The 19,952-nt window shown below is 65.2% G+C and carries 20 protein-coding genes; 16 read left to right on the forward strand and 4 right to left on the reverse strand.

The genetic code is table 11. The features are described 5' to 3' along the window. Positions 1-80: 80 nt before the first annotated feature. From I6F24_RS15645 to I6F24_RS15675, 7 genes are all read left to right on the forward strand, one after another. Entirely contained in the window at positions 81-1,742 is a 1,662-nt protein-coding gene (locus I6F24_RS15645; RefSeq protein ID WP_225140556.1) for a tannase/feruloyl esterase family alpha/beta hydrolase, read from the forward strand. Positions 1,743-1,791: 49 nt separating this feature from the next. Continuing rightward, a complete protein-coding gene (locus I6F24_RS15650; RefSeq protein ID WP_225150913.1) occupies positions 1,792-2,241 on the forward strand; it encodes a MarR family winged helix-turn-helix transcriptional regulator in 450 nt (149 codons plus the stop codon). Between the two features lie 14 nt (positions 2,242-2,255). After that, positions 2,256-3,026, forward strand: a complete 771-nt coding sequence (locus I6F24_RS15655) for an enoyl-CoA hydratase (protein ID WP_036026870.1) — start codon at positions 2,256-2,258, stop codon at positions 3,024-3,026. A gap of 111 nt (positions 3,027-3,137) precedes the next feature. Beyond that, positions 3,138-5,219: a methyl-accepting chemotaxis protein gene (locus I6F24_RS15660; protein WP_225150914.1), complete on the forward strand. Its 2,082-nt coding sequence runs from the start codon at positions 3,138-3,140 to the stop codon at positions 5,217-5,219. A 127-nt stretch (positions 5,220-5,346) separates the two neighbouring features. Further along, on the forward strand, positions 5,347-6,285 hold the full coding sequence (locus I6F24_RS15665) for a dihydrodipicolinate synthase family protein (protein WP_036026912.1): 939 nt from the start codon (positions 5,347-5,349) through the stop codon (positions 6,283-6,285). Positions 6,286-6,639: 354 nt separating this feature from the next. Next, positions 6,640-8,040 (forward strand): selenium-binding protein SBP56-related protein, encoded by a 1,401-nt coding sequence (locus I6F24_RS15670; protein ID WP_036026873.1) that lies wholly within the window; start codon positions 6,640-6,642, stop codon positions 8,038-8,040. Between the two features lie 83 nt (positions 8,041-8,123). Then, complete coding sequence (locus I6F24_RS15675; RefSeq protein WP_085972252.1) at positions 8,124-8,717, forward strand: hypothetical protein; 594 nt, start codon at positions 8,124-8,126, stop codon at positions 8,715-8,717. Between the two features lie 3 nt (positions 8,718-8,720). On the opposite strand, the gene I6F24_RS15680 is transcribed toward I6F24_RS15675, so the two are convergent. The 3 genes from I6F24_RS15680 to I6F24_RS15690 are packed head-to-tail and all read right to left on the reverse strand — an operon-like array spanning position 8,721 to position 11,296. Further along, a complete protein-coding gene (locus tag I6F24_RS15680; protein ID WP_036026875.1) occupies positions 8,721-9,419 on the reverse strand; it encodes a DUF1045 domain-containing protein in 699 nt (232 codons plus the stop codon). A gap of 18 nt (positions 9,420-9,437) precedes the next feature. Further along, positions 9,438-10,631, reverse strand: a complete 1,194-nt coding sequence (locus I6F24_RS15685) for an alpha-D-ribose 1-methylphosphonate 5-triphosphate diphosphatase (RefSeq protein ID WP_225150916.1) — start codon at positions 10,629-10,631, stop codon at positions 9,438-9,440. Continuing rightward, positions 10,628-11,296 carry a chloramphenicol acetyltransferase gene (locus tag I6F24_RS15690; protein ID WP_036026920.1) on the reverse strand — a complete coding sequence of 223 codons (669 nt, stop codon included), beginning with the start codon at positions 11,294-11,296 and terminating at the stop codon, positions 10,628-10,630. The genes I6F24_RS15685 and I6F24_RS15690 overlap by 4 nt, the downstream gene beginning before the upstream one ends. 174 nt (positions 11,297-11,470) lie before the next feature. On the opposite strand from I6F24_RS15690, the gene phnC reads away from it, so the two are divergent. From phnC to phnE (I6F24_RS15710), 4 genes are all read left to right on the forward strand, one after another. Beyond that, entirely contained in the window at positions 11,471-12,286 is an 816-nt protein-coding gene (phnC, locus tag I6F24_RS15695) for a phosphonate ABC transporter ATP-binding protein (RefSeq protein WP_036026922.1), read from the forward strand. A gap of 74 nt (positions 12,287-12,360) precedes the next feature. Then, positions 12,361-13,269 carry a phosphonate ABC transporter substrate-binding protein gene (gene phnD, locus I6F24_RS15700; protein ID WP_225144939.1) on the forward strand — a complete coding sequence of 303 codons (909 nt, stop codon included), beginning with the start codon at positions 12,361-12,363 and terminating at the stop codon, positions 13,267-13,269. A gap of 67 nt (positions 13,270-13,336) precedes the next feature. Then, complete coding sequence (gene phnE / locus I6F24_RS15705) at positions 13,337-14,224, forward strand: phosphonate ABC transporter, permease protein PhnE (RefSeq protein WP_036026925.1); 888 nt, start codon at positions 13,337-13,339, stop codon at positions 14,222-14,224. Further along, positions 14,221-15,075, forward strand: coding sequence for a phosphonate ABC transporter, permease protein PhnE (phnE, locus tag I6F24_RS15710; protein ID WP_225150918.1), 855 nt, complete (start codon positions 14,221-14,223; stop codon positions 15,073-15,075). The genes phnE (I6F24_RS15705) and phnE (I6F24_RS15710) overlap by 4 nt, the downstream gene beginning before the upstream one ends. A 136-nt stretch (positions 15,076-15,211) precedes the next feature. Here the strand turns inward: phnE (I6F24_RS15710) and phnF are convergent, their stop codons facing one another. Further along, positions 15,212-15,943, reverse strand: coding sequence for a phosphonate metabolism transcriptional regulator PhnF (phnF, locus tag I6F24_RS15715; RefSeq protein ID WP_225150920.1), 732 nt, complete (start codon positions 15,941-15,943; stop codon positions 15,212-15,214). A 119-nt stretch (positions 15,944-16,062) separates the two neighbouring features. Between phnF and phnG the strand changes: the two genes are divergently transcribed. Genes phnG through phnK form a run of 5 tightly spaced genes read left to right on the forward strand, consistent with a single transcriptional unit; the run spans position 16,063 to position 19,931 of the window. Beyond that, positions 16,063-16,527, forward strand: coding sequence for a phosphonate C-P lyase system protein PhnG (phnG, locus tag I6F24_RS15720; protein WP_225150922.1), 465 nt, complete (start codon positions 16,063-16,065; stop codon positions 16,525-16,527). A gap of 4 nt (positions 16,528-16,531) precedes the next feature. Next, complete coding sequence (gene phnH, locus I6F24_RS15725; protein WP_225150924.1) at positions 16,532-17,140, forward strand: phosphonate C-P lyase system protein PhnH; 609 nt, start codon at positions 16,532-16,534, stop codon at positions 17,138-17,140. 4 nt (positions 17,141-17,144) lie between these two features. Then, on the forward strand, positions 17,145-18,248 hold the full coding sequence (locus I6F24_RS15730) for a carbon-phosphorus lyase complex subunit PhnI (RefSeq protein WP_225150926.1): 1,104 nt from the start codon (positions 17,145-17,147) through the stop codon (positions 18,246-18,248). Next, complete coding sequence (locus I6F24_RS15735) at positions 18,245-19,141, forward strand: alpha-D-ribose 1-methylphosphonate 5-phosphate C-P-lyase PhnJ (RefSeq protein ID WP_225150928.1); 897 nt, start codon at positions 18,245-18,247, stop codon at positions 19,139-19,141. Before I6F24_RS15730 ends, I6F24_RS15735 begins: the two co-directional genes overlap by 4 nt. Beyond that, positions 19,134-19,931 (forward strand): phosphonate C-P lyase system protein PhnK, encoded by a 798-nt coding sequence (phnK, locus tag I6F24_RS15740; RefSeq protein WP_225150930.1) that lies wholly within the window; start codon positions 19,134-19,136, stop codon positions 19,929-19,931. Before I6F24_RS15735 ends, phnK begins: the two co-directional genes overlap by 8 nt. Positions 19,932-19,952 lie beyond the last annotated feature (21 nt).

Below are 19,952 nucleotides of genomic sequence, written 5' to 3' on the forward strand. Positions count from 1 at the left end.
GTCAGCGATTGACGGACGGGCGAAGGTTGCATTGAATGCGGCCAAGTGCCGAACGCAACAGGACAAGCCGGGTGGAAACGATGAAGCGCAACAGAGCGAAGCTGTGTGCATGGCTGGTGGGCACTGGGGCCGCAATGAGCGCGAGTGGTGCCTCAGCGGCAACGCTGGCCGAAGACGCCGAGACCGTCTGCAAAGGCCTCGTCGGCGGCGCTGACGCCGTCAAGATCGATTCCGCGACCTTGCAGGCGCCATCCCAATTGGCCGTCGCCGAGCGTGGGCCGACGCCATCGGCACGCATCACGCCGGCCAATCCGCGCTTCTGCAAGGTGCTCGGCCATATCGATCCCACCGATCCCACGGCGCCCCCGATCAAATTCCAGGTCAACCTTCCCGTCGAATGGAACGGTCGCTCGCTGCAATATGGCGGTGGCGGCTTCAATGGTGTGCTGATCACGGGCCTTGCGCTGCCGCCGGCCTACCCCTTCGACAAGCCCTCGCCGCTGGCGCGCGGCTTCGTCACCTACGGCACCGACTCCGGCCACGAGACCAAGCAGGGCGAGCCGCCGCAGGTCTTTGCGCTCAACGACGAAGCGTTCGAGAATTTCGCCCATCGCGCCTACAAGAAGGTGCGCGACGCTGCGGTCGGGCTGATGCAGCGTGCCTACGGCAGGAAGCCGGAGAAGCTGTACTTCATGGGCTCGTCAGAGGGCGGCCGCGAAGGCCTCGCCATGGCGCAGCGCTATCCCGATGATTTCGACGGAATCTTCGCCCGCGTGCCCGTGATCAACTGGGTCGGACTGCAGCATGCCGGTACGCGCTCGGGTCTCGTCACCATGGGCGAGGGCTGGATCAACCCGGCGCAGGTCAAGCTCGTAGGCGAGGCCGTGCGCGCGGCTTGCGACAAGCCCGACGGCTCCGACGATGCGCTGGTGCAGGATCCCGTCGGCTGCAAGGCCGCCTTCAAGGTCGAGACGCTGCGCTGCGCGGCCGGCAAGAGCGGTGACCAGTGTCTCACCGATGCACAGATCAAGGCGGTGAACACGCTGCACTCCACCTATAAATTCCCCTTCGCGCTCGCCAATGGCCTCGACGATTATCCGGGCTGGGGCGTCTCCGGCGAGGACATCCCCGCGGTCGGGCCGACCGGCGGCTGGGTCTCCTGGTGGCTCGGCACCGCGCCGCCGGCGCAGCCGCCCGCGCCGAACAACGGCATCGCCTGGATCTACGGCGCCGGCGGCATCCAATATGTCTTCGCGCGCGATCCGAAGCTCGACGTCACCACCTACAAGGTGGAAGAGCACAAGGCGCGGCTGCTCGAAGTGTCCAGCCTGATGGATTCCACCGATCCCGATCTCAGTCGGTTCCGGGCGCGGGGCGGCCGGCTGATCGTGCTCGAGCACATGGCCGACTACGCCCAAAGCCCCTATGCCGGCATCCGCTACTTCGAGAGCGTCGAGCGCAAGATGGGCAAGGCCGAGACCGCGGAGTTCGCGCGCCTCTACACCGCGCCCGGCGTCGACCATGTCGGCTCCGGCGCGCCCGCCAATGTCGATATGCTGAGCGTTCTGGTCGACTGGGTCGAGAATGGCAAAGCGCCCGGCGACTTAGAGGTCAGGGAGCAGAAGGTCGAGGCGCCGTCGTTTGCCGCGACGCGCGCGCTGCCGCTGTGCCGCTGGCCGGCCTGGCCGCACTACAAGAGCGGCCCGGTGACGGAAGCGGCGAGCTTCACCTGCGCGCCGTAACCAAGAGGGCCCGTTTGACAACGCGCCTGCGTTTCACTATCTATTTCGCATGCGAAATAACGGCGCCGGCGCGCAGCACCATCGGCTGATCTACTTGCTGAGTGTCGCCCAGCGCCGGCTGCAGCGCTGGATGGCGGCGCGGCCCGAGAGCGCGGTGACGCCGGCGCAGGCGGGGTTGCTGTTCATTCTCGGCAAGCAGGATGGCGCGCTGATGGGCGAGGCTGGGGCGGCGCTCGACATGGGACCGGCCGGCATTTCGGGTCTCGTCGACCGGACGGTGGCTGCGAAGCTGGTCGAGCGGCGGGCCGATCGCGAGGACGGCCGCGCCTTTCGCATCTGGCTGACGCCGAAGGGGCGCACCGCGCTGGCGCAGGCCAAGACTAGCGCGGCGGAGGTCAATGCGGCGCTGACGGAAGGTTTCACGGCCGCGGAAATCGACATCGTCGCACGCTGGCTGACGAGCATTCAGGACAAGTTTGCAAGACGTTCAGACGAATAACACGGAGCAGACTAATGACCGAGCACGTCCGGATCGAGAATAGCGGCGGAATCCTCACCCTCACGCTGGCACGTCCCGACAAGAAGAACGCGCTGACGGATGCGATGTACGGCAAGCTCGCCGACGCGATCGAATCCGCCGAGTTCGACCCGTCCGCCCGCGTGATTCTGATCCGCGGCGAGGGCGACATGTTCACCGCCGGCAACGACGTCGGCGAGTTTGCGGCGGTCGCGGCCGGCAAGTCCGAAGGCAGCCGCAACGTGGTGCGCTTTATCCAGTCGCTGGCGCGTTGCACCCGGCCGCTGGTCGCGGCCGTGCAGGGCCGTGCCGTCGGCGTCGGCACCACGATGCTGCTGCATTGCGACCTCGTCGTGCTCGCCGACAACGCGCAATTGTCGACGCCGTTCGTCAGCCTCGCGCTGGTGCCTGAAGCCGCCTCCAGCCTGTTGATGCCGGCGCGCATCGGCTATGCCCGCGCCTACGAGATGTTCGCGCTTGGCGAAACCGTGCCGGCCAGGTCGGCGCTGGAATGGGGACTCGCCAACCGTGTGGTGCCGCTCGATAGGCTCGATGCCGAAGCGCTTGCGCTGGCGCAGCGTCTCGCCCGCCAGCCGGCCGGGGCCCTCATCGCGACCAAGCGGCTGATGCGCAACGGCGAGGCGCTGGTCGCGCAGATGCAGGCCGAAGGCGAGCAGTTTGCGCAGCGCCTGCGCACCGCCGAAGCGCGCGAGGCGTTTACGGCGTTTGCGGAGCGCCGCCCGCCGGATTTCACCAGAATAGGATAGTATTCCGAATGCGTGCAGGTTGGATCGCTTCGATTCAACTCAAACCTTAACGAAACATTGGCACGTGGCGGTGCAAGGTGGGCCTCTCCTGAGAGTTAGATCCCTCGACCCATGTCCATTTTTAAGAAATCGGTAAGCACGCTCCTCCTGGTCCTGATGACGCTGCTGGCGGCCGGCGCGCTGACCAGCACGGCCATCCAGATGGTCGGGGCTTTCGGCCGCTATAGCGACAGTCTGGAGACCGAGCGGCTCGCGAATGCCGACAAGTCGATCTTCCATGGCGTGGTTGCCCTGCGCAGCAACCGTGGCGATGCCCAGAGCGCCCTGCTCGGCGAGGACGACCCGCGCGCCAAGCTCGGCATTGCCGAGAAGGCGGAACAGGCCGGCTTCGACGCCATCAGCGCGGCGCTCCCCACCGTCGAATTCGCCCGCCGCGACGAACTCGCCAGCACGCTGAAGCAGCGCTGGAGCGAGGCCGCGCCAAAATTCCAGTTGTTCTACGACGAGGCCAAGCTGCCGCGCGCCGAGCGCAAGCTGGAGCGGACCGCGCCCTGGTACGATGCGGTCACCAAGGTGATCGAGACCGCCAATCTCGCATCCACCGCGGTGTCGAACCGCGCCTGGATGAACGATCCTTACATCGCCCGCATGATCCAGGCCCGCCGCCTCGCCTGGCAGGTGCGCGACCGCTACGGCATCCAGTGCTCGACCCTGCGGCCGAACGTCAACGCCAGCAAGCCGCTCGACGATGCCCAGAAGCAGACCGTGGCCGGATGGAACGGCGTCGTCACCGCCGGCTGGACCGGCATGGAGGAGCTGCTGGCTGCGCCTGACGTGCCGGCCGACCTCGTCAACACGGCCAAGGAGGCGAGGGCCAAGACTGACGGCGCCCTCAAGCAGATCGGCGAGATCACCAAGGGCTTCGACGGCAGCGGCCGGCCCGCGATGCCCGCCGCGGAATGGAACGCGTTGTGCCAGGCTCCGTTCGCCTCCATCGTCGCGGTCGCGAGCAAGGCGCTCGACCTGTCGATCGCGCACGCGGAGGCGGTTCAGGCTAAGGCCCTCACCAATCTCATCGTGCAATCCTTCGGCTTCCTGCTTGCACTGGCCGTGACTGTCGCGGGCGTGTTTGTGGTGCGCAACCGGCTGATGCGCCCGGTGCGCGCCATCCTCGACGCCATCGCCCGCATCGGCGCCCGCGACTATGCGACGCCGGTGCCGCAATCGCGACATCCCGACGAGTTCGGCACCATGGCGGCTGCGCTCGAAAGCCTGCGCGAGAGCGCGGCGACCGCGGAGCGGCTGGGTAAGGAACGCGAATCGCAGCAGGCGCTTCAGCTCGCCCGCTCCGGCACCGTCGACACCGCCTGCCGCAGCTTCGACGACACGGTGCAGGCGGTCATCCAGAGCGTCGCGGCCTCGACGCGGGAGCTCGACGCCACCGCGAGCGGCGTGCGCTCGCTGGTCTCGGAATCGAGCAGCCAGACCGCGGCGGTCTCCTCGGCAGCCGAGCAGGCCACCAACAATCTCGAGACCATCGCCGCCGCGACCGAGGAGCTCTCCGCATCCGTGGGCGAGATCTCCGCGCAGGTGCAGTCGAGCGCGCGCGAGGCCCGCGAGGCCGTGGCGCAGGCCGAGCAGACCAACGCGACGGTCGAGATTCTCGATCAGACGGCCAGTCGCATCGGCGAGGTCGTGAAGATGATCAACGCGATCGCGGCCCAGACCAATCTGCTGGCATTGAACGCCACCATCGAAGCCGCGCGCGCCGGCGAGGCCGGCCGCGGCTTCGCGGTGGTTGCAGGCGAGGTCAAGAGCCTTGCGGCGCAGACCGCGACGGCGACGGAAGAGATCTCGCGCCAGGTCGAGGAGATCCAAGGCGCGACCGGCCAGGCGGTCGCCGCGATCCGGTTGATCGGCGGCGCCATCGGCGGCATCGACGAGAAGATGACGGCGATTGCCGCCGCGGTCGAACAGCAGCGCGCGGCCACGACGGAGATCTCGCGCAACTTCCAGCAGGCGGCCCAGGGCACCCGCGAGGTCACCGATACCATCGGCAGCGTCGCCAGGCTCAACCAGGAGACCGGCAACGCCGGCACGGTGCTGTCGGAGTCCGTCAAGAAGATGTCGGCGGATGCCGATCGTCTTCGCGTCGCGGTCGAGGGTTTCCTGGGCGCCGTGAAGAGCGCCTGATTTTCGTACTCTTTCCATCGGACGTCGCGCGGGCATTGCCGCAGCTCGGCACTGCGGGTACATCTGTGCCGCCTCGCTCCCACGGGCGCGGCGGCAGACGCAAGACACATCAGGGATGGAGAGTTCGATGCCGGTCACCCCACACAAGGCCCAACGCCCCTATCGCGGCGTGTTCCCGGTCGCGCCCACCATCTTCGACGAGCGCGGCGAGCTCGACCTCGAGGGTCAGCGCCGCTGCATCGATTTCATGATCGACGCCGGCTCGCACGGCATTTGCATCCTCGCCAATTTCTCCGAGCAGTTCGTGCTCACCGATGCCGAGCGCGACACGGTGATGCATGCGGTGCTGGACCATGTGGCCGGCCGGGTTCCCGTGATCGTCACCACCACCCATTTCAGCTCGGCCGTATGCGCCGCGCGCAGCAAGCAGGCGGAGGCGGCCGGCGCCGCCATGGTGATGGTGATGCCGCCCTATCACGGCGCGACCTTCCGCGTCCCCGAGAAAGGCATCGTCGAATTCTTCAAGGTGCTCTCCGGCGCGATCAACATCCCGATCATGATCCAGGACGCGCCGGTTGCCGGCACGCCGCTGTCGGTCGAGTTGCTCGCGCGGCTGTCGCGCGAGTTTTCCAACATCCGCTATTTCAAGATCGAGGTGCCGGGCGCGGCCTCGAAGCTCCGCAGCCTGATCGAGGCGGGCGGCAAGGACATCGAGGGCCCCTGGGACGGCGAGGAGGCGATCACGCTGCTCGCCGATCTCGACGCCGGCGCCACCGGCGCCATGACCGGCGGCGGCTATCCCGACGGCATCCGCCAGATCATCGATCCCTATTTCGCGGGCGATCGCGAAAAGGCGAAGGCCGCCTATGAGCGCTGGCTGCCGCTGATCAATTACGAGAACCGCCAATGCGGCCTGATCGCCTGCAAGGTGATGATGCAGGCCGGCGGCGTGATCAAGTCGGAGGCGGTGCGCCATCCGCTGCAGCCGCTGCATCCGGCGACGCGCGCCGGGCTATTGGAGCTCGCCAAGGAGCGCGACGCGTTGGCGCTCAGGTGGGGGAAGTAATTCTCTCCCCCGTCATTGCGTGAACCTGTCGTAGGGTGGGCAAAGCGAAGCGTACCCACCAACTTGCGCGCCCGCGGGAAGAGCGGTGGGCACGGCGCTTTGCGCCTTTGCCCACCCTACGAAGGCTGCGAGGAGCGACTTGTGCGCCCTCGCTCGAAATGAACGAGGGATGCCCATTTCGCCTGAAGGCGTCGAATTAGCGCGTGCCGGGCCGTTCCCCATGGCCCCGCGATGGCATAATGTACGCGCGCCAACCGGCCGTGCGGAGATTCCCAGGACATCTCGCAACAGCTCTTCTTTTGCCACTATCCCGAGCCAGGTTGGTGCAAACCGACAGAACAGGGAGGCAGTGCCATGACGATGAGGCCGGATCCTACCTTTCACGCATCGCCCAAGCTTGCGATGGAAGCGCCTGCGGAGAATTTTGCTTACACCTTGCTGCTCAGTCCGGATTTCTCAAAGCCGGATGCTCTCGCGGTCATCGACGTCAAGCCGGGATCGCCGACCTATAGCCAGATCGTCCACACCGTAACGATGCCCAACAAGGGTGATGAGTTTCACCATTTCGGCTGGAATGCTTGCTCCTCCGCCCTGTCGCCGCTCGCCGGACACGCCTTCATCGAGCGGCGCTATCTCATCATCCCGGGGCTGCGCTCGTCGCGGATCTACGTGATCGATACCAAGCCCGATCCGACGAAGGCCAAGATCCACAAGATCATCGAGCCAGAGGAGGTCTTCAAGAAGACCGGCTACTCGCGACCGCACACGATCCATTGCGGGCCGGACGGCATTTACGTGAGCACGCTGGGTGGCGGCGGCAAGGACGGCACCAACGGACCTCCGGGCGTCTTCATCATGGATTGCGAGACGTTCGAAGTTCTTGGACGATGGGAGATCGACCGTGGCCCGCAAACGCTGCATTATGATTTCTGGTGGAATCTGCCGCGCGATTACATGGTGACGAGCGAATGGGCGTTACCGCCGCAGTTCGAGAACGGGATCGTCCCGGAAGATCTGCTTGCGAACAAATATGGCCATCGCCTCCACTTCTGGGACCTTCGCGCCCGTCGCAACGTCCAGACCATCGACCTCGGCGCCAATCATCAGATGGCGCTGGAGGTGCGCCCCGCGCACGATCCGGTTCGCGAGTACGGCTTCGTCGGTGTCGTGGTCGACACCACCAACCTCGAAGCGTCGATCTGGACCTGGTGGCGCGAGGGCGGAAAATTCCATGCCGAGAAAACGGCGACGATCCCTCCCGAACCCGCGCCCAAGGAGAAGCTGCCGCCGCTGCTGCAGGGATTTGGCGCCGTGCCGCCGCTGGTGACGGACATCGACCTGTCGATGGACGACCGGTTTCTCTATGTCTCGTGCTGGGGCACGGGTGAGATGCGCCAGTACGACGTCAGCGATCCCAGAAAGCCGAAGCTTGCGGGCTCGGTCCACATCGGCGGCATCGCGCGCCGCACGCCCCATCCGAACGGCAAGCCCTTTGCGGCGGGTCCGCAGATGGTCGAGATCAGCCGCGACGGCCGGCGCGTGTACTGGACCAATTCGCTCTATTCCACCTGGGACGACCAGTTCTATCCCGACGGGGTTCCGGGTGTGGAAGTCATGGCCAATGTCGGTCGGAACGGCGGCCTCGAACTCGACAAGGACTATTTCGTGAGCTTCCCCGACGGATATCGTGCGCACCAGATCAGGCTCGAGGGCGGCGATTGTTCGACGGACTCATTTTGCTACCCGTCGGTCTAGATGGGACGCAGGCGAGCCCGGCCCTTGGCTGGCTGTGGCTCGCGCTTGTTGCGAGCGGTCTCTACCACGGGGTCAATCCGGGAATGGGATGGCCGCTCGCCGTTTCGGCCGGGCTCATGGACAAGAGCCCCCTCGCGCTCTTCCGTGCATTGTGGGCTCTGGCGGCCGGGCACCTCCTGGCAACACTTCTCGTGCTGCTGCCGTTCGCCTTCCTGCTCGTACTGGCCGAATGGCAGCGTCCAATCCAGATCGGTGCGAGTCTTCTCGTCATCGGCTTTGGCGTCTACCGGCTGATCGACCGGCGTCATCCGCGCGCGCTGGCACGAATTCCGCCGACGCAATTGGTGCTCTGGTCATTTGCCGTCGCCATCGCTCACGGCGCTGCCCTGATGCTCGTGCCGATCTATCTCGGGCTCTGCCAGGCCTTCGAGCTCGATGCCGGCCATCAGGCGGCGGGCGCGCTGATGACGGCAAATCTCGGGATGGCGGTGCTGGTGTCGCTGGTGCACGTTGCCGCCATGGTCGGCGCCGGCGGATGTCTGGCGTGGCTGGTCTACCGCCATCTGGGACTGAGGTTCGTCTCGCGAAGCTGGTTCAACCTGGATGCAGTCTGGGCGACCAGCCTCGTTCTGGTTGGCGCAGTGGCGCTCGCTTTCAATCTTGCGGCCTCGCGCTGAGGTCTACCGCACCAAAGCCCACTCGCCGATGATGCGAAACCGCGCCTTGGCATCATCCTGCCTGAACAGCGCAATGCGATCGATCGCGAGCGTCTCGATCCCCAGCGCCGCAAACCGTGTTCGCAGCATCTGAAGGATCGGCCCGCGCCGCTCCGCATCCAGCCGCCCCGTCAGCGTCATGTGGAAGCGGAATTCTTCCATCACGTAAGGATAGCCCCAGCGGTCGAGATAATCGCGCTGCCGCTCGCTGAGCTTCTCCGGCTTGCGCCGAGCGCGATCTTCCGCCGTCAGCGCGGCGCGAAACGGGTCGAACTCGCGAACGCAATCAGCGGCAAGTTGCTGGAGCGCTTCCATCGGCTCGGCCGGAATAACGGCAATGAAGCCGCTGATGGCATCGACCACTGGTCGGATCGCCGGGATCGGACGTGTCCTGCCCGCGAAGGCCGCGCAGGCGGCCAGCAGCTCGGCTTCGGTCTTGCCAGGCGCCAGCGCCATCGGCGCCTTCAGCGTGGCGTGAAAGCCGTATTTGCGAGGATCGGCGCTGACCTCGCGCCAGTCGGGCGCGGCGTGCAGCGCCTGCTCTGGAAACGAAATCTCGCCGCCGCTGTAGGCGTCATAGCCGAGCAGCTCGGCGCCGAAGCGGGAGAGGGCGCTGTCGCGGCCTGCGGCATGATAGATCGCGTAGCGGGGGAAACCTGTCATTGCCTCAGCATAACCAATTTACGCCGCGACGACAGTCTCGCGCGGCGCCGCCACTGCGGTGAGCAGCCGCGTCGCGTCGGTGAGATGCACGAGCCTGCCGCCTGAGATCACCGCGATCAGCCGCGGCCGCAGCTTCACGTTGTCGTCGACGAGGAGAATGTCAGCGCGGCGTCCCTCCGCGAGCAGGCCGCGATCGGTGAGGCCGGTTGCCCGCGCCGGGCCGGCGGAGACCAGATCCCAGGCCTGAGCCAGAGGCACCACGCCATCGGCGGCCAGGCGGAACGCGGCGAGCAGCTGCGCGGGATAATAATAGTCAGACGCCAGCACCGAGCAGAGCCCCTTGGCGATCATGTCGGAGGCCCTGGTCCAGCCGGTGTGGCTGCCGCCGCGCACGACGTTCGGCGCGCCATAGACGATGGCATCGCCGTGGCTGGCCGCAGCCTGCGCCGTCTCCTCGTTGATCGGAAACTCCGCGATCAAGGCGCCGAGCTCGCGAAAGTCCCGGCGCATCGCCGGGCTCGAATCGTCGTGCGAGAGCATCCGCACCTCGGCCCCGCGGGCCGCGGCGGCCAGGCGTGACACCGAGGCGGGCACCTCGTCGGCGCGCGAGACCACGCGCTCGACCAGCCGGTCGAATTCTTCGCTCGACAGACCGGTGCGCTCCACCATGCGGTTGCGCTTGCGTGGGTTGGAGATGTCGGCAACGACGCCGTCCATATGATCGTTGAAGGCGAACAGGTCGACGCGGCCCTCGCTGAGCCACTCTGCGATCTCCGCTTCGGCATCGAGATTGAAGGTCTCGTGCCGCAGGTGGAAGCGGGTGTCGGCAGCGAACTGCGGACGCTGCCGCTCGATCGCCTCCATCAGGCCGCGCGCATTGTCGGCGCTTCGCAGGCCCGGCTCCCACGAGCAGGTCGTGGCGTGAAACACGGTGGTGATGCCGTTGCTGATCGCCTGGCGGTCGCTGTCGGCGAGCGCGACGTCGATCGGAAAGTCGACGCCGGCGCGCGGCATCATCTGCCGCTCGAAGGCATCGCCATGCAGATCGACGATGCCGGGCAGCACCAGCAGGTCACGGGCATCCAGTGCCAGCCGCGCCCGGCCGCGAGAAGCATCGACCTCTGCAATGTCTGTTCCGGAGACGAGAAGGGAGGCTTCGACGAGCTCGGCGCCGATCAGGGCCCGGCCGCCTTCGATGAATATGTCTGTCACGCGACCGCGCTTCGTTTGCTGGCAGGAGAATTGGCGAGTGAGCTCGCTTTTGCTTCGTATGCCGAGAGGAAATCTTCAATCCCGAGCTTGCGGAAATTGGGCAGCGCCTCGCGCAACTTGTCGTGATCCCAGTCCCACCAAGCAAGCCTTGCGAGCCGTCCGGCGATCTCCTCCGAGAATCGCCGCCGCACGATGCGGGCCGGATTGCCGGCGACGATGCTGTAGGCCGGCACGTCCTTGGTGACGATCGCGCCGGCGGCGATCACCGCGCCGGTGCCGATGTTGCGGCCCGGCAGCACGATCGCGCCATGGCCGATCCAGACGTCATGGCCGATATGAACGTGATGCCGGCGGCGCCAGTCGAAGAACTCGAGATCGTCGCTCTCACCTTCGAAATAGGCGCTGGATCGGTAAGTGAAATGCGCCTGAGTGGCGCGATGCATCGGATGGTTGCCGGGATTGATGCGGGTCATCGCCGCGATCGAGCAGAACTTTCCGATGGTGGCGTAGGTGATCTGCGCATCGTTCACGACATAGGAATAATCGCCCATCGCGACTTCATGCAGGATCGTGCGCGCGCCGACTTCGGTGTAGGCGCCAAGCCTGGTCTCATGCAGCTTGGCCGAGGGATCGACGGTCGGCTGAACCGAAAGAGCTTTGGCCATGTTGCATCCGAAGTGCGAGGGCGGGAGTCTTTCTTCGAGCGGCCGGATGACGGTGTCGTGACAATGAGATGACAGGGGATGACGTGCGTAGGATGGCCGCACTGCAGCAGCCTTGTCACACAAGTGTTAACCACGGGCGTTAGCGGTTGGCTCCAGCTACTCTGGAGCCCCTCGATGCTGGTGGTTGAAGGCCTGACGTGTCGCTTCGGCGCGAAGGCCGCCGTGGACGATGCTTCGTTTCAAGTTTCCCCCGGCGGCTTCGTCGGGGTGATCGGGCGATCCGGCGCCGGCAAGTCGACATTGCTGCGGTCCATCAACCGCCTCACCGAGCCCTCCGAAGGCCGCATCCTGTTCGAAGGCGTCGACGTCACCGCGCTGCGCGGCAAGGAGCTGCGGCAGTGGCGTGCGCGGTCGGCGATGATTTTTCAGCAGTTCAACCTCGTGGGCCGGCTCGACGTCCTCACCAATGTGCTGATGGGGCGGCTGTCGACGGTGCCGACATGGCGGTCGCTGCTGCAGCTTTGGCCCGAAGAAGACAAGGCCATCGCGATGTCGGCGCTCGAGCAGTTCGACATGGCTGCCATCGCGGCCCAGCGCGCCGACCAGCTCTCGGGCGGTCAGCAGCAGCGCGTGGCGATCGCGCGGGCGCTGGTTCAGCAGCCCGACATTATCCTTGCCGACGAGCCGATCGCCTCGCTCGATCCCCGCAACACCAAGATCGTGATGGATGCGCTTCTGCGCATCAACAAGCATTTCGGTATCACCGTGCTCTGCAACCTGCATTCGCTCGATCTCGCCCGCAGCTATTGCGACCGCCTGATCGGCATGGCGGCCGGACGCGTGGTGTTCGACGGCGCGCCGGCGGCCTTGACCGATCATATCGCGCGCGAGCTGTACGATCTCGAGGCGAATGAAGTCATGGATGTTGCGCCCGCGGATGCATCGGTCGGCACAGCAGTTCCTGCCCTCCGCACGGTTGCCGTGGCCTGATCGCTGCTTCTTTAAATCGAGCCTAGCGCAGAGCCGGAACTCGACAGTTTCATAACCTTGAAATGGGAGACGTCATGATAGACCGTCGTACGATCGTTGCCGCTGCGGCGGCCCTAGCATTTTCAGTTTCAGCCGCTGCGGCGCAGGACTGGAAGGCGAGATATCCTGAGTTGATCTTCGCAAAAGTCCCCGACGAGAATGCCTCCGGCACCACCAACCGCTGGACGCCTTTGACGGAGTACCTGTCCCGCGAGCTTGGAACGAAGGTCACGCTGCGCATCGCCAATGACTACGCCGCGGTGATCGAAGGTCAGCGTGCAGGAAACATTCACATCGCGATGTACGGCCCGGCGTCCTACGCGCGTGCCTACATCATTGGCGCGAAGGTCGAACCGTTCGCGATCGAGGTGAACGGCGACGGCACCAAAGGCTATTACTCGGTTCTCTATGTCAAAAGCGATTCGAGCTACAAGGACGTCAAGGACCTGCAAGGCAAGAACCTCTGCCTCGTCGATCCCAATTCGACTTCCGGCAACAACGTGCCGCGTTTCGCGATGAACAAGATGGGCATCGACCCGGAAAAGTTCTTCGCCAAGGTGGTCTATTCGGGGAGCCATGAAAACGCGGTGATCGGGCTTTCCCAGGGCACCTGCGACGCGGCGTTCAACTGGTGGAACGACGAGAAGGAATCGAACCTGCTCCGGATGGAACGGAAGGGCATGGCGAAGGCCGCTGATTTCAAGATCATCATGAAGTCCGAGCAGATCGTGAACTCGCCGATGGCCTATCTCAGCAGCCTGCCTGACGACCTCAAGGCGGCGATCAAGAAAGCCGTGCTGGAAATTGCGGTGAAGGACAAGGCGGCTTTCGACAAGATCTATGAGGGGAAGCAATTGCCCTACGTCGAGGTCGACCACAAGGCGTATGAGGCCGTGATCGAACTGACCAAGTTTGTCGACAGCATTCGTAAGCAGAAATCCTGAGGGAAACGAAGGGTTGGACAAGGCGGGCAGATTGCAAGATCTGCCCGTCGGCTCTTCCGAACATCCCATGCGAACAGCAGTTCCCGAATTTCCGGAAGCCAGGCTGCGTGAGCTTGCCGATCGCTATGCGGCTGCAATTGCCGCCAAGCGCCGGCGCGTATGGCTCGGTGCCGCCGTCCTGATCGCCGTTGCCATTGCCGCGGGCTGGATGGGCGAGGTCAGTCTCGGAAATTTTGTCGAGAACTTCTGGCGCTTCCCGGCCTATTTCGTCAGCATCGCACCCAAATTTTCGTTCGCGACCGCATGGAGCGATTTGGCGGACTGGCTGTGGGGATTGCCGCGCTGGGCACGGCTTCTCGGGGATACGTTGCTGATAGCCTATATGGGCACCCTCTCGGGTGCGCTGTGCGGTTTCGCGCTTTGCTTCCTCGCCTCGGCCAATCTCGTGAAATCAGGAACGACTGTTTTCGTCACCCGGCGCGTTCTGGAGTTTTTCAGGACCGTGCCGGAGATCGTGTTTGCCCTGATCTTCGTGCTGGCCTTTGGTCTCGGGCCGCTGCCGGGCGTTCTGGCGATTGCAATCCATACCGCCGGAGCGTTGGGCAAGCAATTCGCCGAGGTTGTCGAGAACATCGACAGCAAGCCGGTCGAAGGGGTGGCGGCAAGCGGGGGCAGCTGGGTTCAGGTTGTTCGGTTCGGCGCGTTGCCTCAGGTCCTCTCGAACTTCGTGAGCTATGCCTTGCTCAGGTTCGAGATCAACGTGCGTGGCGCGGCCGTGATGGGCTTCGTCGGCGCCGGCGGGATCGGCCAGGATCTGATCGAGGCGGTTCGCAAGTTCTACTTCACCGACGTCAGCGCCATCCTGCTGCTCATCGTCCTTACCGTCATGTTGATCGACTTCCTGACGGAACGGTTGCGACACCGCCTGCTCGGGCTGGAGGGAAGCACCCGATGAGCTCCTTCAGTTTTGAAAACCGGGCCGGCATTGCCCAACGGTATCCCGACGTCTTCCGGACCGATTGGTGGCAGCGGGGAAGGATCGCAATACTCGTCGGCGGGACGGTCGGGCTGTTCCTGTTCGGGATCGTCCAGCTCGATATTCCCTTTAATCGGCTCTCCCTGGGCATGGTCAGGCTGGGCGAATTCGTCCAGCTCATGTTGCCGCCCAACCCGGGTTCTTGGGCGGAGGTTCTGAAATATCTGCATGCGCTCGGAGAGACGGTGTCGATCGCGTTTCTCGGCACCCTGGGCGGCGCGCTGCTCGCGCTGCCGGTATCCCTGCTCGCGGCGCGCAACGTGGTTGCAAACCGGATCATCCGCCTATTGACGCGTCGTGGCCTCGATACCATCCGTGGAGTCGACACTTTGATCTGGGCACTGATCTGGGTCGGCGTCGTGGGGCTGGGGCCGTTTGCCGGCATCCTGGCCGTGATCTGCAGCGATTTCGGAACGTTCGGCAAGCTGTTCTCGGAAGCGATCGAGGTCGCCGAGAAGAACCCCGCGGAAGGCGTTCGGTCATCGGGCGGCAACCATCTCCACAGCGTCCGCTTCGGATTGCTGCCGCAGGTGTTCCCGGTCTTGCTGAGCCAGGTGCTCTACTATTTCGAGTCGAATACGCGATCGGCGACGATCATCGGAATCGTTGGCGCTGGCGGCATTGGCCTTCAGCTTGCCGAACAGATCCGGGTGCTGGAATGGCAGAAGGTATCGTTTCTGATCCTGCTGATCCTGGTAACTGTATCGTCGATCGACTGGATTTCCGGCAAGCTGCGCTTCGCGATCATCGGCAAGCGGACGGTCGCCTAACGTCGTGCTGCAGTCTTATCCGTTCCGATTGGATCGGAACGGAGCTCTGATTTTTGTTTTGACGCGTTTTCTCGACGCAAATCGTTTCCACCCCGGATCAAGTCCGAGGGCAGGCTTCGCTGGAAAACGCTCTGATCTAAGCGTTCTCCACCAAAAACTCCACCCGCTCTGCCGCAAAGCGCGAGTGCTTCGTCACCAGCGGCTTGCCCATGAGATCATGGTCGGTGGCGTCGACCACCAGGATCGGCCGCCCCAGCGCCAGGTCGAGCCGTGCGGCGTCGCTCGCGTCGACGATCCCTGCGGTGATTCTCGTCGCGCCGCGGCGATAATCGCGGACGCCGAAATGCTCCAGCAGCTTCGTCATCGAGCGCGTTGCTGCGAACACGGCGCCCGCGTCCGGGAACAGGTCAGCCGAGAGCCAGGTGGTGGAAACACAGATCGGGGTGCGGTCGGCGAGGCGAATCGCCTCGATCCGCACCAGCGGCGCGCCGGTCTTCAATCCCAGCTCTCGTGCGAGCTCGCGCGTCGCAACGTCATCGGTCGCCTCGATCAGCCGGCCATGCGGTTCGCGGCCATCGGCGCCGACGATCTCGGAGAAGCGCGTGCGCGAGCGCAAGGGATAAGCGAGCTTTTGCGCCTCGACATAGGTTCCGCTGCCGCGCTCGGCGCGCACCAGGCCGCGCTCGGCGAGGGCTGCCAACGCGCGCCGCACGGTGTGGCGGTTGACGCGATAGGTTTCGGCGATCTCCATCTCGCCCGGCAATTTGTCGCCGGCCGCAAAGCGGCCGTCGGCGATGCCGCGCTCGATGCCATCGGCCACGAGGCGCCATAGCGCGACGCCCGAGGAGGCTGTGTCCTGCATGCTCATGTCGCGGGAAACCTACTCCAGAAATCACGGCATTGTCACGAAACAGTCATGGCGCGTCCGTATGAAGTTGTCTATTATCATAGACAACTTCGACGCGGCAAGTTCTGTCAAAAAGCTCGGTGGACCAGGTGACCCAGCACAACGACCAGCAAGCCCAGCGCAAGGCCGCAATGGCGGTGCTGGCGCACGCGGAGGCGGGCGAGATCGCCGCTCGCCTCCGCAACTTGTCCCTCCCGGGCCATCAGGATCTGCGCACGCCCGAGAACGGCCTCGTCATGCTGCGCGGCCGGGTCGGCGGCGACGGCGCGCCGTTCAATCTCGGCGAAGCGACGGTGTCGCGCGCCGCGGTGCGGCTTGCGAGCGGCGAGGTCGGGTTCGGCTACACGCTCGGCCGCGACGGTGAGAAGGCGCGGCTGATCGCGCTGTGCGATGCGCTGGTGCAGTCCCGCGATTTCGGCGGAGCGGTGGAGCGCGACGTTATCGCGCCGTTGCGCGAGCAGCTTATGGTCAGGCGCAAGCAGGCGGCGGCAGCGGCCGCCGCGACGAAGGTTGATTTCTACACCATGGTGCGCGGTGAGGGGTGAGATCATGACCACGATTGCGGAACTGCCGCCGGGTTTCGCCGACAAGGTGCTGTCGGCGCAATCGACCTTTCGCTCGGTCATGGACGCCATGGCGCGGCCGGGCTCGGTCCAGCGCATCGTGCCGATGGCGGGCGCGCCAGGGCCGATGATGCGAGGCACCGCCGCGATCGCGCTGACGCTGTTCGACCACGACACGCCGCTCTGGCTCGACGCACGGATGGCGGAAAGCGCGGACGTGACGAAGTGGCTGAAGTTCCACACCGGAGCGCCGGTTGTGCAGGATTCGTCGGTTGCTTCGTTCGCGCTCATCAGTGACGGCGGCGCCTTGCCTTCGTTCGAATCCTTCGCGCTCGGCACCAGCGAGTATCCGGACCGGTCGACCACGGTCATCATCCAGGTCGACAGCCTCGCCTCCGGGCGCAGCTTCGAGCTGCGCGGCCCCGGCATTGACGGGGTCGCCACGCTGCAAGCGTCGATCAAGCCGTTCGACCTGTTCGAGCGCCTGCATATCAACGAGGCGCTGTTTCCGCGCGGCATCGATGTGATGCTGGTCGCCGATAACGCCGTGGTCGCGATCCCCCGCACCACGCGCGTCGTGAGCAAGGGAAGCTAGAAGCATGTATGTCGCAGTCAAAGGCGGCGAACGCGCCATCGAGAACGCCCATCGCCTGCTCGCGCATAAGCGGCGCGGCGACCAGAGCGTTGCGGAAATCACGCTCGACCAGATCTCGGAGCAGCTCGGCCTGGCCGTCGATCGCGTCATGAGCGAAGGCTCGCTCTATGACCGCGAGCTCGCGTCGCTTGCGATCAAGCAGGCGCGCGGCGATTTGATCGAGGCGATCTTCCTGGTTCGCGCCTTCCGCGCCACGCTGCCGCGCTTCGGTGCCAGCGAGCCGGTCGACACCGGCATCATGCGGGTGCAGCGGCGGGTGTCGGCGACCTTCAAGGACATTCCCGGCGGCCAGATCCTGGGGCCGACCTTCGACTACACGCACCGCCTGCTCGATCCATCGCTCGCCCAAGGTTTTGTGCCGGAGAGGCCGGCTGCGGCCGAAGCCTCCACCGCGCCGACGCCGCGCGTGACAGACATTCTCGGGCGCGACGGGCTGATCGAATCATCGCCGGAAGCCGAGGACGGCACCAGCGTCGGCGATCTCACCCGCGAGCCGCTGAATTTCCCCGCGGACCGTGATTTGCGCCTGCAAAACCTCGCGCGCGGTGACGAAGGCTTTCTGCTCGCGATGGGCTATTCCACCCAGCGCGGCTACGGCCGCAACCATCCCTTCGTCGGCGAGATCCGCTTCGGCGAGGTCGAGGTCGAATTCGTCGCGGAAGACGTCGGCTTCGCCGTGCCGCTCGGTGCGATCGAGCTCACCGAGTGCCAGATGGTCAACCAGTTCAAGGGCTCGGCGACCGAGGCGCCGTGCTTCACCCGCGGCTATGGCCTCGCCTTCGGCCAGAGCGAACGCAAGACCATGTCGATGGCGCTGGTCGACCGCGCATTGCGCGCCCGTGAGCTCGGCGAGGAGGCGCTCGCACCGGCGCAGGACGAGGAGTTCGTGATGTCGCATTCGGACAACGTCCAGGCGACCGGCTTCGTCGAGCACCTGAAGCTGCCGCACTATGTCGACTTCCAGTCCGAGCTCGGCCTGCTCCGAAAGCTGCGTCAGGAGTTCGCCGATGCCAATACGCCCGATGCCATGAAGGAGGCCGCGGAATGAACGCGCCCGCCTACAATTTCGCCTATCTCGACGAGCAGACCAAGCGCATGATCCGCCGCGCGATCCTCAAGGCGATCGCCATCCCCGGCTATCAGGTGCCGTTCGCCAGCCGCGAAATGCCGATGCCCTATGGCTGGGGCACCGGCGGCGTGCAGGTCACCGCCGCGATCCTGGGCCCGCAGGACGTGCTGAAGGTGATCGACCAGGGCTCCGACGACACCACCAACGCGATTTCGATCCGCAAATTCTTCGCCAAGACCGCGGGCGTTGCGACCACGACGGCGACGGACGAGGCAACCGTGATCCAGACCCGTCACCGCATCCCGGAGACGGCGCTGCGTGCGAACCAGGTGCTGGTCTATCAGGTACCGATCCCCGAGCCCCTGCGCTTCCTCGAGCCACGCGAGACCGAGACGCGGCGCATGCACGCGCTGGCCGAATACGGCCTGATGCATGTGAAGCTCTACGAGGACATCGCCCGCTTCGGCCACATCGCCACCGCCTATGCCTATCCCGTGAAGGTCAACGCGCGCTACGTGATGGACCCGTCGCCGACACCGAAATTCGACAATCCCAAGATGGACAATTCCCCGGCGCTGCAATTGTTCGGCGCCGGCCGCGAGAAGCGCATCTACGCGATCCCGCCCTACACGCAAGTGGTGTCGCTCGATTTCGAGGATCACCCGTTCGAGCCCTACCGCTTCAACGCGCCCTGCGCGCTGTGTGGCGCGGAGAATTCCTATCTCGACGAGATCGTGACCGACGACAAGGGCGGCCGCATGTTCGTCTGCTCGGACACCGATTATTGCGAGGGCCGCCAGGGCGCCGGCCATCACGGCAGCCTCAGTGCCGCGCCGTACAAGGATAAGGCGCAGGAGGCCGCGAATGGCTGATCAGAATCTGGTCGAGAACGACGAGCCGCTGCTGGTCGCAAAATCCCTCAGCAAGTCGTTCGGCCGCATCAATGCCTGTCGCGGCGTGTCGTTCTCGCTCTATCCCGGCGAGGTGTTGGCGATCGTCGGCGAATCCGGCTCGGGCAAGTCGACGCTGCTGCAAATGCTGTCGGGCCAGCTCGCGCCGAGTGCAGGCCATGTGTCCTATCGGATGCGTGATGGCGTCACCCGCGATCTCACGACGCTCGGCGAGGCCGAGCGCCGCTTCCTGTTCCGCACCGATTGGGGCTTTGTGCATCAAGACCCCGCGCAGGGCCTGCGCATGGCAGTCTCGGCCGGCGCCAATGTCGGCGAGCGGCTGATGGCGGTGGGGTGGAATCACTACGGCCGCATCCGTGAGACCGCGTCGGATTGGCTGACGCGCGTCGAGATCGACGTCGCGCGCATCGACGATGCGCCGCGCACCTATTCCGGCGGCATGCGCCAGCGCCTCCAGATCGCCCGCAACCTCGTTACCGAGCCGCGGCTCGTGTTCATGGACGAGCCGACCGGCGGCCTTGACGTATCGGTGCAGGCGCGCCTGCTCGATCTCTTGCGCAGCCTCGTCGCCGAGCTGAACCTCGCCGTCATCATCGTCACCCACGATCTCGCGGTGGCGCGCCTCTTGTCGCACCGCGTGATGGTGATGAAAGGCGGCCGCGTCATCGAGACCGGTCTCACGGACCAGGTGCTCGACGACCCGCGCGAGCCCTATACCCAGCTCCTCGTCTCCTCGATCCTGCCGCCATGAACTTTACGATATGAGCTTTCC

The sequence above is a fragment of the Bradyrhizobium sp. BRP23 genome, from assembly GCF_020194135.1.
Taxonomy (GTDB): domain Bacteria; phylum Pseudomonadota; class Alphaproteobacteria; order Rhizobiales; family Xanthobacteraceae; genus Bradyrhizobium; species Bradyrhizobium yuanmingense.